This window comes from Streptosporangium sp. NPDC002607 (genome assembly GCF_053592655.1).
Genome location: NZ_JBSFWD010000038.1, coordinates 66,534 through 80,939, shown reverse-complemented (window position 1 = coordinate 80,939; position 14,406 = coordinate 66,534). Strand labels below are relative to the sequence as shown.

At 70.1% G+C, this 14,406-nt stretch carries 15 protein-coding genes; 6 read left to right on the top strand and 9 right to left on the bottom strand.

From position 1 onward, the window contains the following. Positions 1 to 90 precede the first annotated feature (90 nt). Positions 91 to 711, top strand: a complete 621-nt coding sequence (locus tag ACWD3H_RS33735) for an L-threonylcarbamoyladenylate synthase (RefSeq protein WP_451957866.1) — start codon at positions 91 to 93, stop codon at positions 709 to 711. Positions 712 to 935: 224 nt separating this feature from the next. Here ACWD3H_RS33735 and ACWD3H_RS33730 read toward each other — a convergent pair whose 3' ends face one another. Then, complete coding sequence (locus tag ACWD3H_RS33730) at positions 936 to 1,892, bottom strand: hypothetical protein (RefSeq protein ID WP_451957865.1); 957 nt, start codon at positions 1,890 to 1,892, stop codon at positions 936 to 938. Positions 1,893 to 2,439: 547 nt separating this feature from the next. On the opposite strand from ACWD3H_RS33730, the gene ACWD3H_RS33725 reads away from it, so the two are divergent. After that, a complete protein-coding gene (locus ACWD3H_RS33725; protein WP_451957864.1) occupies positions 2,440 to 2,925 on the top strand; it encodes a hypothetical protein in 486 nt (161 codons plus the stop codon). A 358-nt stretch (positions 2,926 to 3,283) separates the two neighbouring features. Here ACWD3H_RS33725 and ACWD3H_RS33720 read toward each other — a convergent pair whose 3' ends face one another. Continuing rightward, positions 3,284 to 4,321: a zinc-dependent alcohol dehydrogenase family protein gene (locus ACWD3H_RS33720; protein WP_355551004.1), complete on the bottom strand. Its 1,038-nt coding sequence runs from the start codon at positions 4,319 to 4,321 to the stop codon at positions 3,284 to 3,286. Between the two features lie 175 nt (positions 4,322 to 4,496). On the opposite strand from ACWD3H_RS33720, the gene ACWD3H_RS33715 reads away from it, so the two are divergent. Further along, positions 4,497 to 4,820 (top strand): hypothetical protein, encoded by a 324-nt coding sequence (locus ACWD3H_RS33715; RefSeq protein WP_451957863.1) that lies wholly within the window; start codon positions 4,497 to 4,499, stop codon positions 4,818 to 4,820. Here the strand turns inward: ACWD3H_RS33715 and ACWD3H_RS33710 are convergent. Both ACWD3H_RS33710 and ACWD3H_RS33705 read right to left on the bottom strand, forming a co-directional pair. Further along, complete coding sequence (locus ACWD3H_RS33710) at positions 4,739 to 6,265, bottom strand: multicopper oxidase family protein (protein ID WP_451957862.1); 1,527 nt, start codon at positions 6,263 to 6,265, stop codon at positions 4,739 to 4,741. The two genes, ACWD3H_RS33715 and ACWD3H_RS33710, sit on opposite strands and share 82 nt — an antisense overlap. Further along, positions 6,262 to 6,654 (bottom strand): hypothetical protein, encoded by a 393-nt coding sequence (locus ACWD3H_RS33705; RefSeq protein WP_350920186.1) that lies wholly within the window; start codon positions 6,652 to 6,654, stop codon positions 6,262 to 6,264. Before ACWD3H_RS33705 ends, ACWD3H_RS33710 begins: the two co-directional genes overlap by 4 nt. A gap of 165 nt (positions 6,655 to 6,819) precedes the next feature. On the opposite strand from ACWD3H_RS33705, the gene ACWD3H_RS33700 reads away from it, so the two are divergent. Further along, positions 6,820 to 7,953 carry a sensor histidine kinase gene (locus ACWD3H_RS33700; RefSeq protein ID WP_451957861.1) on the top strand — a complete coding sequence of 378 codons (1,134 nt, stop codon included), beginning with the start codon at positions 6,820 to 6,822 and terminating at the stop codon, positions 7,951 to 7,953. After that, the gene (locus ACWD3H_RS33695) at positions 7,950 to 8,615 is read left to right on the top strand and encodes a response regulator transcription factor (protein ID WP_350920180.1); all 666 of its coding nucleotides are present in this window, start codon (positions 7,950 to 7,952) and stop codon (positions 8,613 to 8,615) included. The genes ACWD3H_RS33700 and ACWD3H_RS33695 overlap by 4 nt, the downstream gene beginning before the upstream one ends. Positions 8,616 to 8,806: 191 nt before the next feature. Here the strand turns inward: ACWD3H_RS33695 and ACWD3H_RS33690 are convergent, their stop codons facing one another. The 3 genes from ACWD3H_RS33690 to ACWD3H_RS33680 are packed head-to-tail and all read right to left on the bottom strand — an operon-like array spanning position 8,807 to position 10,726. Continuing rightward, entirely contained in the window at positions 8,807 to 9,496 is a 690-nt protein-coding gene (locus ACWD3H_RS33690; RefSeq protein ID WP_451957860.1) for a DUF998 domain-containing protein, read from the bottom strand. 1 nt (position 9,497) lies between these two features. Next, positions 9,498 to 10,196 carry a hypothetical protein gene (locus ACWD3H_RS33685; RefSeq protein WP_451957859.1) on the bottom strand — a complete coding sequence of 233 codons (699 nt, stop codon included), beginning with the start codon at positions 10,194 to 10,196 and terminating at the stop codon, positions 9,498 to 9,500. Next, positions 10,193 to 10,726, bottom strand: coding sequence for a TetR/AcrR family transcriptional regulator (locus ACWD3H_RS33680; protein ID WP_451957858.1), 534 nt, complete (start codon positions 10,724 to 10,726; stop codon positions 10,193 to 10,195). The genes ACWD3H_RS33685 and ACWD3H_RS33680 overlap by 4 nt, the downstream gene beginning before the upstream one ends. A gap of 134 nt (positions 10,727 to 10,860) precedes the next feature. Here ACWD3H_RS33680 and ACWD3H_RS33675 point away from each other — a divergent pair, with 134 nt between their 5' ends. After that, on the top strand, positions 10,861 to 11,718 hold the full coding sequence (locus ACWD3H_RS33675) for an NAD(P)-binding domain-containing protein (RefSeq protein ID WP_451957857.1): 858 nt from the start codon (positions 10,861 to 10,863) through the stop codon (positions 11,716 to 11,718). On the opposite strand, the gene ACWD3H_RS33670 is transcribed toward ACWD3H_RS33675, so the two are convergent. Both ACWD3H_RS33670 and ACWD3H_RS33665 read right to left on the bottom strand, forming a co-directional pair. Next, positions 11,694 to 13,157: an FAD-dependent oxidoreductase gene (locus ACWD3H_RS33670; protein WP_451957856.1), complete on the bottom strand. Its 1,464-nt coding sequence runs from the start codon at positions 13,155 to 13,157 to the stop codon at positions 11,694 to 11,696. The genes ACWD3H_RS33675 and ACWD3H_RS33670 overlap by 25 nt on opposite strands. Before the next feature lie 69 nt (positions 13,158 to 13,226). Continuing rightward, positions 13,227 to 14,384: an acyl-CoA dehydrogenase family protein gene (locus tag ACWD3H_RS33665; RefSeq protein WP_451957855.1), complete on the bottom strand. Its 1,158-nt coding sequence runs from the start codon at positions 14,382 to 14,384 to the stop codon at positions 13,227 to 13,229. Positions 14,385 to 14,406 lie beyond the last annotated feature (22 nt).

Below are 14,406 nucleotides of genomic sequence, written 5' to 3'. Positions count from 1 at the left end.
TTGAAGGGGGCTGGTGACCTTCAGCTCACTCGGCACCTGCGGGCCGCCCGCATGTCATGTGGCGGAGTGTCCGCTTCTAAACTCCAAGGTGTGACGAAATACCTTGATGTGCATCCGGACGATCCGCAGCCTCGGCTGATCCGCCAGGTGGTCGAGCTTTTGCGCGCGGACGGGCTGATCGCGTACCCGACGGACTCGTGCTACGCGCTGGGGTGCCGGCTGGGCAACAAGGAGGGCATCGACCGGATCAGGGAGATCCGCGACCTGGGCAGTGACCACCACTTCACCCTGGTCTGCAGGGATTTCGCTCAGTTCGGCCAGTTCGTACATGTGAGCAATGCACTGTTCCGCTCGGTCAAGGCGGCGACCCCCGGCGGATACACGTTCATCCTGCCCGCGACCAAGGAGGTGCCGCGGCGGTTGCTGCACCCCCGGAAGAAGACGGTCGGCGTCCGGATCCCCGACCACGCCATCACGCAGGCGCTGCTGGCCGAACTCGGCGAACCGCTGCTGTCGAGCACCCTGCTGCTGCCCGATGAGACCGAGCCCCCGACGCAGGGCTGGGAGATCAAGGAGAGGCTCGACCATGTGGTGGACGCCGTCATCGACTCCGGCGAGTGCGGCGCCACCCCGACGACGGTCGTCGACCTTTCGCAGGGCGAGCCCGAGATCCTCCGCCGGGGCACCGGAGACCCGTCCCTCTTCGAGTAAGGCGACCGGCACCGTTCACGTCTTCCCGGCGACTTCGCCAGGCGCAGGCCCTGCCGAACGAAGACCGCGCAGCACGACCGCAGGGCCTCGGCAAGTTCTCGGCCCAACCCGTTTCGCTCCCGTGGTGGGCGTGACCGCATCGACCTGTCGCGCCTGATCAACGGGCTGTCGTTTTGTAGCTGATTCCCGACACCATGTGGTCACCGATGGCGACGGCATCCCGCTTATGCGGCCATGGGGCGTGGCCGCTTCAACAGCTCGCGGGCGAGGGTGGCGCCGCGTTTCACGTCCGCGGTCGGGGCGGGTTTTCTGGTCTGGGGGTCGGCGCACTGAGGGCATCTGCCGGGGTTCGGTACGGGGCGTGCGCAGTCGTCGCACTCGGTGCGAGCCACGAGTCTGGCAGATGCGGTCATCGGCGCGGGGGCGGGCAGTTTGGTCCGCAGCCGGTGCATGATCAGTTTGGCGGGTGAGCGGATCTCGTCGGGGAGTCCGACTGTCAGAACGGTTCGGATCTGCGTCTCGGTGCTGCCTCGGGCGAGCCACTCGGCGAGGAGCGGCAGGACGGGGGCCATCTCGGGCGCGCCGACGGTCAGCCGGGGTTCGGCCCGGCCCAGGCGGGTCAGGAGGGCGACGCCGAGGGCCGCAGATCCACCCCCGCCGCCGTCTCCATCGTCCCCGCCATCCCCGTCGCCCTCGTTGTCTCCGCTGTCCGGGGGTGGCTTGGCGGGCCAGACGGGCTCGCCCGAGCCGCGCCGTCGCGCGGCCGGTCCGGGGGAGGGGGTGGTTTCTTGGAGTTCTTTCTTTACTCCCGTAGGGAGCGCGCTCGTCTCACCAAGGCTCGGTTTCCCGAGAGCCGGGGTGACCTGGAGATCGCTGTCGGGGCGGTCGTGCTGCGGGGTGTCGTAGACGTCCACCACGGTGCGCATCTTCCCGGCCTCGTCGCGGAAGCGCCTGCGGATCAGGTAGCCGTGGGCGGTCAGCTCGCGCATGGCTCTGGCGATGGCCTGCTGGCCCTCGGGGTTCTCGGCGGCGAGGGTCTTGATGTCCTGGTGGGGGCTGTCGGAGAAGGACATCAGGTAGGCGAGCAGGCCGCGCGCTAGGAAGGATAGGCGCCGGTTTTTGAGAAAACCGTTGGGCAGGATGGTGAAATTGGCCTTGGGGTTGCTACGGTGTATACGCATTCGGAAGGTTCTCCGGGTGCCGTGTCCCGGGGGTGTTGGAGCACCCGCCGGGGCTTTTAATGTTTCGGGGGGAACCATAGCCCGCCCGATGACCTGGCGGGCCGTAATACCCACTTACGTTGCGTGACAATCCCCGGCTCTCAGGTGTCTCCGTCTCTGGTCCTTGCTGATGTCCGAAAAAGCTTGTTACATACCATTCATGAGTTATGTTGCGAGACAAGAGCTAAATGATGAATGGTCGAACAGTCTGCACATGGAATGTTTCGTCGTCTTTGCTGGAAGGTTTGTCTGAAATACTCTTCTTTGTCGGGGATTTTCAGGTGAACATGTGAGTCCGCGTGCGCCGGCCCGTGCGGCGGACGGCAGGCACTCCAAAGCGGCCGTCCGCCTGATCTTTGGCAGGATGGATCTTCGAGGGGAGGGCGTCCGGACCGTTCGGTGCCGTCGCCGATATCGCCATCGTCGGTGACGGTCGCAATGTCCGGCTCGGATTCAGGGGAGAAGTGCCGGAAAGGGGCGGTCAGGTGCCGGATGATCTAATGATCGCATGCGACAGCATTCCAGCAGGGACGTCCCGACGATCTATCCGGTCGGTGTGGTCATCGCGCTTCTTTTCGCCCTCATGGCGTGCACGAACTCATCCGCTCCCAAGGTCACGATAACCGGAACGGATCCGCTGATAATCGTCCAGCGCTTCACCGGGGCGCACGAAGCGCTGCTCTCCGGGACCTTGACTTACGAGGCCGGGAGTAAGTGCCTGAGAATCGGCCCCGCCGGTGGAGGGGGCCAATCGGCGACGCCCGTGTGGCCGTCGGATACGCGTCCCGTGCTCATCGGCGGCAAAAGGGGAGTGGACGTTCCGGATGTCGGCACGATTCTGGAGGGCGACGGCGTCAAGGCCAAGGGCGGTGGCTCGACCTGGCGTAAGAACCCGCCCTCCGGTGTGGCCATCCCCGACAACTGCCTTCCCCCCGGGCCGGACGGGGCGGTGATGATCATCAGTGAGGTCATCGCCGTCACCCGGTCGGGCTGACCGGGTGACGGCGCGAGCCTGTGCACGCTCCCGCCGTCTCGGGCGACTACCGTCACGATTCCGCACAGGCCGCTACGTATCACCTGGGGGCACTTCGGAAGCGGAGGGCCATGACGCCGGCCCCGGCGCCTTCAGGGAAGAAGCGCCGGGGGCGGCCTGTTTCCTCGCGCTCAGGGCGTGATGCTCTACAGCTTCACGGTCCTGGACGGGTCGAGGGCGAAGTCATCCTGAACCGCCGGGGCATTGCAGCCAGTGTGAACGTCGGTAGCGGTGGCCGGCCTGGCGGCCAGGGCAGGAGGCGAGGAAGTCATCACGGTTCCTTTGGGGGATGGGGCCCGGCCGGACCCGGTGCGGCCGCCTACGGGCGGACCAGGACCTTGAGGGCCTCGCGCCGGTCCATGGCGCGGTATCCGTCGGGAGCCTGCTCCAGGCCGACGGTGCGGTCGAAGACCTTGCCGGGCTGGACGGTGCCCTCCAGGACACCCGGCATCAGTTCCTCGATGTAGGCGCGGACCGGGGCCGGGCCGCCGGTCAGGGTGATGTTCGGGCCGAACAGGCTGGCGAACCCGACCGGCGCGTCGCCGTACTGCGGCACCCCGACCCGGGAGATCACCCCGCCGGGCCGGACCACGCCAACGGCCTGCTCGTAGGCGGGCATGTGGCCGACCGCCTCCAGTACCTTGGCCGCGCCGTGCCCGCCAGTCAGCTCCCGGACCTTCGCGATCCCTTCATCCCCGCGTTCGGCGACCACGTCGGTGGCGCCGAACTCCCGGCCCAGGTCGGTTCGGTCCTTGTGCCGGCCCATCAACACGATCTGCTCGGCGCCCAGCTGCCGGGCCGACAGCACCGCCAGCAGGCCGACCGCGCCGTCGCCGATCACCACGACCGAGTCACCCGGGCCGACGTTCGCGCTCTTGGCGGCGTGGTAGCCCGTCCCGTACACATCGGACAGGGTCAGCAGGCCCGGCAGGAGCTCGGAGTCCTCGCCGACGGGCGCCTTGACCAGCGTCCCGTCCGCCAGGGGCACGCGGACGGCCTCGGCCTGGCCGCCGCCGATCCCGCCCGTGGCCCAGAAACCGCCGTGCAGGCAGGACGTCTGCAGCCCCTCCCGGCAGAACTCGCAGGTGCCGTCCGACCACGCGAACGGCGCGATCACCACATCGCCTCTGCGCAGGGTGGCGACCTGCGAGCCGGTCTCCTCCACGACACCGACGAACTCATGGCCCATCGGGCTGCCCTCGGAATCGGCGGGCATCGTGCGGTACGGGTGCAGGTCCGACCCGCAGACGCAGGCCCGCACAACTCGCACCAGCGCGTCGGTGGGCTCCTGCAGCACCGGGTCGGGAACTGTCTCGATCCGCACGTCTCCCGCCCCGTACATGAACGTCGCTCGCATATCCGTCTTCTCCCTGGTCGTTATCGCTGCTGGTGTGAGCCCTGCCCCGGGACGGCCCGGCCGCCGAGGCGGCTCATCTCCAGCAAACGTTCTTTCGCCAGGTGGAGGCAGTGCCTGTCGTTCCAGGTAACGCCAGTACCTGCCTCGCTCAGGGACCCTCGCATACCGTGGAAATATGGACGACCGCGCCGAAATCCAGCAGCTCCTCGCCTCCCGCCGGGCCCGCATCACCCCCGAGCAGGCCGGGCTGCCCGCCTACGGCGGCACCCGGTGGGTCAAGGGGTTGCGCCGGGAGGAGATCGCGATGCCGGCCGGCGTCTCGGTCGACCACTACGTGCGGCTGGAGCGCGGCAACCTGTCCGGCGCCTCCGACGGCGTCCTGGACGGCGTCGTCCGTGCCCTGCATCTCGACGACGATCACACCACCTCGAAGTCGGCCATCATCGCCATGTCCTCGTGTTCCAGGTTGTGGCAGTGCGTCATGTACCGGCCTCGGTAGCCTTCGAAGCGGACGAGCACCTCCACGACCTCGTACGGCCGCACGTCCACGGTGTCCTTCCAGCCCGCGTCGGTGGCGGCGGGCGGTCTGCCGTTGCGGGAGAGCACCTGGAAGTGGGCCAGGTGCACGTGCACCGGGTGGTGGAAGTCGCTGGTGAAGCGCCAGATCTCGGCCGTGCCGAGACGCGGGCGGGCCAGCGGGCTGCCCGGCCGGAAGGGCTGCCCGTTGATCGTCCAAAGGGCACCCGGCCCCCGCCTGGTGGCGCGGAAGTCGAACGTCCTGGTGGTCACCGCCGAGGACCGCTCGGCGGGCTCCGGCCGCGACAGCCGTTTCGGGATCGCGCTGTCGTCGACGGCCCGGTGAGTGACCAGGAAACGCAGCACGTTCCTGGTGGGGCCGCTCCCCAGGGTGTTGACCAGGGTCACCTCGCTGCCCACCGGGTAGTCGGAGAAGTCCACGACCAGGTCGAACCGTTCGGCGGGGGCGATGGTGACCGCGGTGTGCGTCACCGGCGCGGCCAGCAGCCCGGCGTCGCTGCCGACCTGTGTGAAGCGGCCGCCGGGAGACAGCTCCAACCGGTAGCGGCGGGCGTTGGAGGCGTTGAGCAGGCGCAGCCGGTGGCGGGTGGCCGACACCTCCAGGATCGGCCACGGGGCGCCGTTGACCAGGATCACATCGCCTTCGACACCCTCCATGTAGGCGTCCTCGACCCCCGCCGTGACCCGCAGGCTCGGGTCGAGCGACGGGTAGCGGAACGAGCCGTCCTCCTCGAAGGACCGGTCGCAGATCATCAACGGGATGTCGCGCTCGCCCTTCGGCAGCGGCAGCGCGTCGTCCTCGTCGTCGCGGACGATCAGGAATCCGGCCAGCCCTCGCCACACCTGCGGACCGGTGAAGTCCATCCGGTGGTCGTGGTACCAGAGCGTGGCGGCCCGCTGGTCCAGCGGGTAGACGTAGTCCCTGGCCCCGGAGTGGAACGTCCACGACGACAGGTCGTGCTGGGAGTGGCCTCCCGGCGGCGGCCCGAACCCCTGGCCCGCGGGCACCACGAGATCGGTCGGGTAACCGTCGGAGTCGGGTGGGGTGACGCCGCCGTGCAGGTGGGTGGAGGTGGGCACCGGCAACTCGTTGCGCACCCTGACGGTGCTGCGGCCGCCGCGGCGCAGGTCGAAGGTCGGCCCGGGGAAGGTTCCGCCGAACCCCCACACCTCGGTCGTGGTACCGGGGATGATCTCCACCCTGGCCGCGCGCTGGACCACCTCGTAGTGGCCCGGCCGTACCGGCCGGGCGAGTGCGGGGACGGGCAGCGGTACGGTGAACGGCCTGGGCAGCGGCAGCGCGCTGGCAAGGGCCTCGCCGGTGGTCTCGCCGGTCAGGCTCCCGCATCCGGCGACGGCGAGGCCCGCGCCGCCCAGCAGCCCGAGGAAGGCTCTGCGCGAGGTCATGCCGCGGCCCTCCGCAGGCCCCGCCAGGTCCAGACGCACAGCACCGCGGAGAGACCGAAGATCGTCATGCCGAGCGGGAAGTGCAGGGCGATGACCCGGTCCTGGCCCAGGGCGACCTGCGCCGTCTCCAGGGCCACGAGCCCGGCGCTCGCCCAGGCAGGCCAGAGTGGCCCCCGGCCGGGCCGCCACAGTCCGATCGCGGCACCGAGCTGGAGGTAGAGCAGGACGTGCGTGACGCCGGCGTTGTTCCGGTGCCAGGTGAGCATGTCCACGTCACCGGTGACGAACAGCCCGGCCAGCACGGCCTGCCCGAGCACCCCGGCCAGGTGCGCGGTGGCGAACAGACGCAACGACCGGATGATCCAGCCGGGGGAGGGTGGGGAGTCCATGCGGGCCATGCTGTCGATCCGGGGTCTGACGGTCGTCGCCTCCAAGATGGCCTTTCCTCGTACGACCCGGGATGTATCCGGGGCCGGAATACGGCGGGGGAGGTATGCCGGGCCTCCACCGCGGGCGGGAGGATCCGCCTCCTTTGGTGACCTACCGTTGCGGGGGTGAGGAACCAGAGGACGGACGTGCTGATCGCGCTGGCCGCGCTGAGCGGGATCGTCGGGGGTACCTATGGCGGACTGTCCTGGTCAGGACCGTTCGAGCGGCCGCTGGACACCACGGGTCTGGCGCTGATCACGGTGTCGTCGCTGGCGCTGGCCTTCCGCCGGAGGACGCCGATGATCGTCGGGGCGGTCACCGTCGCGTGCGGCATCGCCTACTACGCGGGGCGGTATCCGGGTGTCTTCGTGGCCGCGCCCGCGTTGACGGCGATCTACACGGCGTCGACCCTCGGCCGCCGCCGGCTGGCCGTCACGCTCGCCGTGGTGCTGGCCGCGGGCGTCTACGGCCCCATCGCGCTGTCCGACTCCGATCCCGCACCCGGCGATGGGTTCAACCTGCTCAGCGGGTGGCTGGTGGCGATGGTGGTCATCGGCGAGGTCGTCAGGAATCGCCGCGCCTCCGTGCGGGAGGTCGAACGGCGCGCGGCCGAGGCCGAGCGCACCCGTGAGGAGGCCGCGCTGCGCCGGGCGGGAGAGGAACGGCTGTGGATCGCCCAGGAACTGCACGACACGCTCACCCACAGCATCTCCGTGATCAACGTCCAGGTGGCGGTCGCTCTGGAGCTGCTGGATCGAAAGCCCGAACGGGCCCGCGAGGCGCTGGTCGCGATCAAGGACTCGGGACACGAGGCGATGCGGGAACTGCGCGCCACGCTGGGCGTGCTGCGGCAGGTGGAGCCGGACGGCCCCGAGACGGGGCTGGCCCGCCTGCCGACGCTGGTGACCAGGGCCGAGGCGGCGGGGCTGCCGGTGAGGTCCGCCGTGGTGGGAGTGCCGCGCGAGCTTCCCCCCGACGTCGACCGGGCGGCCTACCGCATCGTGCAGGAGGCGTTCACCAACGTGCTGCGCCACGCCGGGCGCGCGTCGATCGCGCTGACGCTGGAATACCATCCCGTCATGATCGTGGTACGCGTCGAGGACGACGGTGAGTCCGGCACGGGCACCGTGGAGCACGGGATGGGCCTGATCGGGATGCGCGAGCGCGCGGTGGCCGTCGGCGGCTCGCTCACCGCCGGGCCGCGTGACCGGCACGGGTTCGCGGTCCGTGCCGAGCTGCCGCTGGCCGGACAGCCGTGATCCGGGTGCTGCTGGCCGACGACCAGGCGCTGATGCGCGCCGGCTTCCGGGCCCTGCTCGAACTCGCCGACGACATTGTGGTGGTCGGCGAGGCGGCCAACGGGGTGGAGGCCGTCGAGCTGACCCGGCGGCTGCTGCCGGACGTCACGCTGCTGGACGTGCGGATGCCGCTGCTCGACGGGATACAGGCCACCCGCAGGATCGGCGAGGATCCCGAGCTCGACGGAGTCCGGGTGGTGATCCTCACCAACTACGCCCTCGACGAGTACGTCTTCGCCGCCCTGCGCGCGGGAGCCAGTGGATTCCTGCTCAAGGACATCGAGCCCGCCGAACTGCTGCAGTCGGTACGGGTGGCCGCCCGCGGCGACGCGCTGCTTTCGCCGTCCGTCACCCGGAGGCTGATCGAGGAGTACGTCTCCACGCCGCCGCGCCCGGTGGCCGGTCCGGGGCTGGAGCGCCTGACCGAGCGGGAGCGCGAGGTCCTGTCGCTGGTGGCGGCGGGCATGTCCAACGAGGAGATCGCCACCCATCTGGTCATCAGCCACGCCACGGTCAAGACGCACGTCAGCAGGACGATGACCAAGCTCGGCGCCCGCGACCGCGCGCAACTCGTCGTCTTCGCCTACGAGTCGGGGCACGTCGTCCCGGGAGCCGGTCGCTGAACCGCGCGTCTCCCTGATCGGCCGGGAAATCGGCTCCTCGGCTCGATGGGGCCGCGACGTGATGTCGTGAATCGCCGCAGTGCCGCGACGGCGCGGGAGACCCTCATGAAGGCGGTTGTCCAGGACACGTTGGGTGTTCCTCAACAGCGGCGGCGAGGTCTACGGCGACGACCTCCGCGCCGAGTGGCCGGCTATGCCAGCGGCCGAAGTTCTCCGCCGGTGTCCTCGATCGATCGGACACGTGTCGCGGCCGGAGGGCGGAGCAGTGTGACCCCGAGCGCGAAGGTCCAGAGGGTGAACGGCTCGAGGGCGAGCCGTTCGAGGATGCCGAACCAGAGGGCGGGCAGCCGGAGGACGAAGAGCACTGTGCCGACGGCGCCCACCGCTCCGACGACGAGGGAGAAGGCGGCGAGCCGGCGTCTCTCGTGGCGCAGGGCGAGGCCGAGAAATATCGGCGCCATCACGGCGGGTAGCTGAAGCAGCGCCCCGAGGCTGTGCAGATGCAGGGCGGTGTCGGAGGGGGCGAGACCGACCAGGACTCCGCTGGCGCCGGCGAGGTTCACGCCGATCAGGGCCGCAGTCGTCAGCCGGGAGCGTGGCCAGGCCCGCCGGGTCAGGATCGCGCCGACGGCGGTCGTCACGCCGACGAACACGAATCCGATGTTCATCAGCGGGTGCAGCGGCGAGCAGACGAAGATCTCGCGGCCGGGGAAGGGACTCGATTGTCCGCAGCTCGTGACGCCGAGATCGCTGATGGTGTTGGCCGTCAGGGAGTAGGGCTCGGGCCAGGCCAGCGCCACCACGAGCTGGATCGGGAAGTAAAGGATGGTCAGTGTCCAGGCTACGGCGCCGAGCCGGGTGTGGTTCGTCAGGGCCGGCATGTCACTGTGCGATCGCTTGCGAGGTGCGGGCCGGAGCTCCCCGGAGCTGGGCGGCACCGAGGCAGATGATCCAGAGGTTCACGCCGATGGTCGCGCCGGCGAAGACCAGCCAGTCCGGGAGGAGGTTGACGCGCAGAGCGAGCGTGAGCCCGCCGACGACCGAGAACGCGCCGAGCGCGACGGCGGTCCAGCCGAGGACCGGGCGGGCGGTGAGCACAAGGGAGGATCCCGCCAGCATCGGGGCGAGGCCGTAGAGGATGACGACCCAGGTCAGGGCCGTTCCGACGAGCGCGGCGGGAGCGATTTCGGCGATGGCCTCGAACGTCTCCCTCGATGCGCCGGGTTCGGACCAGAGCGCGGCCAGGGCGGTCATCCCGATCCCGTCGATGGAGAACTGCACGGCCATCACCGCGGCCCCGGCCAGCGCGGCGTGGCCTGCCGCTGCGGCCAGCCACTGGCCGGTCGGAGCCGCCCGGTCGACGTATCGGCCGGCCAATCCGATCGACCAGAGCACGGCGCCGAGAATCGAGACGATGTGGACCAGCGCGTATGCGGGATGGTCGGCCACGAACTGAAGGGCGGCCGCGCCCGAGTCCTCGGGCAGGTCTCCGTGGGTGGCTCCCCCGATCAGCCCGGCCGCGCCGCCGACGATCAGGAAGACCGGCCCGACCTGTGCGACGGGACGTCGTTTCCCGGTCATCGCTCGACCTCGTCGCCCACGATGAGGTCTGCCGTGCGCTCGAGCACCGCTCGCGCGGTCGGCGGATCGAGCCGGACCCCTTTCACGACGGCGATCACCAACTCGACCAGGCCGATGTCGCCGTCGAGGAGCTGCCCGAGTCCCAACCGCCAGCCCTGCTCGACTCGATCGATGATCGCCCGCACCTGCGCGTCCCTTCGGGCCCGCAGGTCGATCTCGGCGAGCACCACGAAGAGGTCGGGCTCGGTTTCCATCATCTCGGCGAGAATGCGGACGTGGCCCCGTAGACGCTCGCCGGCGGACGATCCGGAGGGAATCGTTCGGTACAGAGGCGCGGTCGCTCTGTTGACGACCGCCTCGATCAGATCCTGCTTGGTCGCGAAGTGGTGGTGGATCGTCGAATGGTCGATCCCGGCCGCACCGGCGACCTCTCGAAGGCGCAGCCCCTCGAAACCATGCCGGGCGATCGACTCGAACGCGGCCTCGACCAACGCCGCCCTGCGATCGATCGGCACCTGTGTGGCGTTCATAGCGATGACCTTATCCCCCAAGCGTTTGCTTGTCAACCAAGTGGTTGGGGGAGTTGAACGGCGGCCCGGAACGCTTGGCGGCGGGCCGTTGATGCGGCAGAGTGAAACATTGTTTCCCTTTTGGAGGTCGCGCTGTGCGTTACGTCATCATCGGCTGTGGCAACGTGGGCATGGAACTCGCCCGCCGCTGGACCTCCGCGGGTCATCATGTGACCGGCACCACCACCTCGGCCGGGCGTGTCGACGAGCTCAAGGCCGTCTGTGCCGACGTGGCGATCCTGCGGGGCGGCGACAGCACGGCGGTGCGGGACGCGACGTGCGACGCCGACGCCGTCGTGCTGACGGTGAGCCCGCGGGTCGCCCGCTCCTTTGACGCGAACGGCCGGATCGCCGAGTACGCGGACACGCTCACCGCCACCGCGCGGACCGCCGCCACCGTGCACCCACGAGTCGTCTTCACCAGTTCGACGTCCGTCTACGGTTCCGGTGACGGGCGACCGCTGGACGAGTCGAGCCCGACGACCGACGATCCGGACGCGTCGCCGCGCAACTTCGTCGCCGCCGAGGACGCCGTCCTGGCCACGCCGCGCGGGGCGGTGGTGCGCATCCCCGACGTGTACGGGCATCCGCGCGACATCGACTACGTGACCAGGGTGAGGCTCGTCCACGAGATGCTCGGCGGCAGCGTGCCGTTCGCGGCGAACGCCCTGCTGTACCGCGTCGACTACCGCGACGCGGCCGCCGCGCTCGACTTCGTGGTGAGCCACGACCTCGTCGGAGTCTTCAACGCGGTTCCGGACGCGACCGTGCCGCCGACCAACGGGGAGGTGTTCGGCCGGATCTGTGCCGAACAGGGCTGGCCCGAGCTGAGCTACCGCGCCGAGATCAAGACCCCGTCCGTCCCGGTGTCCTCCGCCAGACTACGGGCGGAGGGTTTCGGCTTCGCGCACGACGGGCCCCAGCCCGGTCACTCCTCCGCCCCGGCGAGGTGACGGCCCACCAGCCGGCCGAAGGCCATGGCGGGAGTGAGGCACATGCCGGAACAGAACGCGTTGCCGTTGACGGCGGCGGAGCCGATCACCTCACCGACCGCGTACAGGCCGGGAATGATCCGACCGTCGCCGCGACGCACCCGCAGCCGCGCGTCCACGTCGAGTCCGGCGAAGGTGATCAGGGTGACCGGGTGGTTCTCGATCGCGTAGTACGGCGGCTCGGCGATCGGCGCGGGCAGGTGGGCGCGGGCGAAGTCGGGGTCCTGCCCCGCCGCCACGAAGAGGTTGTACCGGGCCACCTCGTCGATGAGCCCGGCCGCGTCGATGCCCGCGCGCTCGGCGAGTCCGGCCAGGTCGGAGGCCTGGTGCACGCCGTGGCGGCGCCCGCACCGCGCGACCAGCTCGGCCGGACTCCACCCGTGGACCATCGGCTGCGACTCGCGCAGCGCCCGCGCGTCGAACACCATCCAGAAGGTCATCCGCTCAATGGTGGTGAGCACCCGTTCCTTGCGGTCGATGCTCGGCTCGTCCTCGGCGATCCAGCGACGGCCACGCAGGTCGACGTAGATCTCCCAGGGCGGCCGCTCGGCGGCCACCAGCTGGGGCCGGTGCGACCAGTCCACCCGCAGGTCCCCGCCGTGCGGGGGCAGCCCGCCGAAGGTCGGGATGTACATGCCGGAACCTTGCAGACCGGCCCCGGCCCGCCGGCCCATCAGCAGTCCGTCGCCGGTGGAGGTGGGGGCCGCCGAGGTGGTCAGCGGCGCGCCCTCCAACTCGGCGAACAGGTCCGGCTCGTACCCGAACCCGCCGGTGGCGAGCACCACCGAGGGTGCCCGCCACCGGGTGCCGCCCTCGATGATCACCCCGGTCACCGCACCGTCCTCGATCAGCAACTCGGTGACCCGTGCCTCGCAGCGCAGGTCGATCCGGCCGGCGGCGCGGTGCGCGTCCAGCAGCGGGCGCAGTACGGCCAGGATCGCCGGGCCGCCGGGTACGGCGGTGGCGTGGACGGTGCGTGGCGTGCGATACGGCTCGTGCCCGTGGACGACGCGGGGTGTCCGCGGATCGGGGACGAACCCGGCGGCGAGCAGCCATTCCAGCACGGCCGGCTGCTCGCGCAGTGACAGCCTGGTCAGATCCTCGCGGGCGGTGCCCCGGCTGATGCGCCGGATGTCCTCGAGGTGACGTTCCGGATCGTCGTCGATGCCGCGCTCGCGCTGCGCGGAGAACCCTCCGGCGGACAGGTGGCCGCCGGAGTAGGGCAGCGCGCCGCCCACCTCGGAGGCCTTCTCCAGCAGCAGCACCCTGGCCCCCGCGTCCGCCGCGGCGATGGCGCAGGCGAGGCCACCGGGCCCGGCGCCCACGATGATCATCGCCGGTCGCGCTCCCGGGGCGGGCGCCACGCGCGTCTCCCGCTCATCCACGGCATGTGTTTCCATAATGGAAACAGTGTTTCCGGCAACCGGGTGGGCGTCAAGGTGTGATCACCGGCCGGTCCGATCGCGGTTTCAGACGGCCGTCTCGCCGCGGAGGACGGACTTGGCCACCAGCGTGCGCAGGACGTCGTTCGTGCCCTCGCCGATGCTCATCAGGATCGAGTCGCGGTAAAGGCGCTCCACCTCGTACTCGGTGGAGTAGCCGTAGCCGCCATGGATCTTCATCGCGTCGATCGACGCCGCCAGGGCGACCTCGGAGCAGAAGATCTTCGCCATGCCCGTCTCCCCGTCGGCGCGGCCCCGGCGGACCGCGTCCGCGGCCCAGTAGGCCATCAGGCGAGCGGCCTGAACCTGGGTGGAGAGGTTGCCGAGCTGCAACTGGATCGCCTGGAAGTCGGCGATGGCCTGGTTGAACGCCCTGCGCTGTTTGGCGTAGGCGAACGCCTCGTCATGGGCGCGCTGGGCGATGCCGACCGACCGTGCGGCGATGTTCACCCGGCCCCACTCAAGCGCGGAGAGCGCGTGTTGCATCCCCCTGCCCTCGACGCCGCCGAGCAGGTTCTCCCTGGGGACGCGCACATCGTCGAGCACCACCTCGCAGGACTCGGTGCCCTTGTAGCCGAGCTTCGGGATGTCCTTGGTGACCTGGTAGCCCGCGAGGGACGAGTCCACCAGGAGCACGCTCATGCCCTTGTGCGCGGGGGAGGTGCCCGGGTCGGTCTTGACCAGGACCGGGAGCGGGTCCGCGTACCGCGCGTTGGTGATCCACATTTTGGTGCCGTTGACGACGTAGTGATCGCCGTCGAGCGTCGCGGTGGTGCGGATGCCCTGCAGGTCGGTGCCGGCGTCGGGCTCGGTGAGGGCGATGCCGGTACGGCGGATGCCGGCGGCGAGGTCGGGAAGGTACTTCCGCCTCTGCTCCTCCGTGCCGCGCATCGCGATCATCCGGCAGGCCAGGGAGTGGCTGCCCAGGATGCCGGCGATGCCCATCCAGCCACGGGCTATCTCCTCGAAGACCAGCGCGAACGAGACGGGGTCGAGGTCGAGGCCGCCGTACTCCTCGGGAATCGTCATCCCGAACAGGCCCATCTCCCGCATCCCGTCGACGATCTCCGCCGGATAGCGGCCCGACTGCTCCCACTCGCGGGCGACCGGGATGATCTCCCGATCGACGAAGTCGCGCAGGACGGCGCGGAACTCGCGCTGGTCCTCGTCAAGCTGGAAATCCACTGCGACTGCCTTTCTCGCCCGG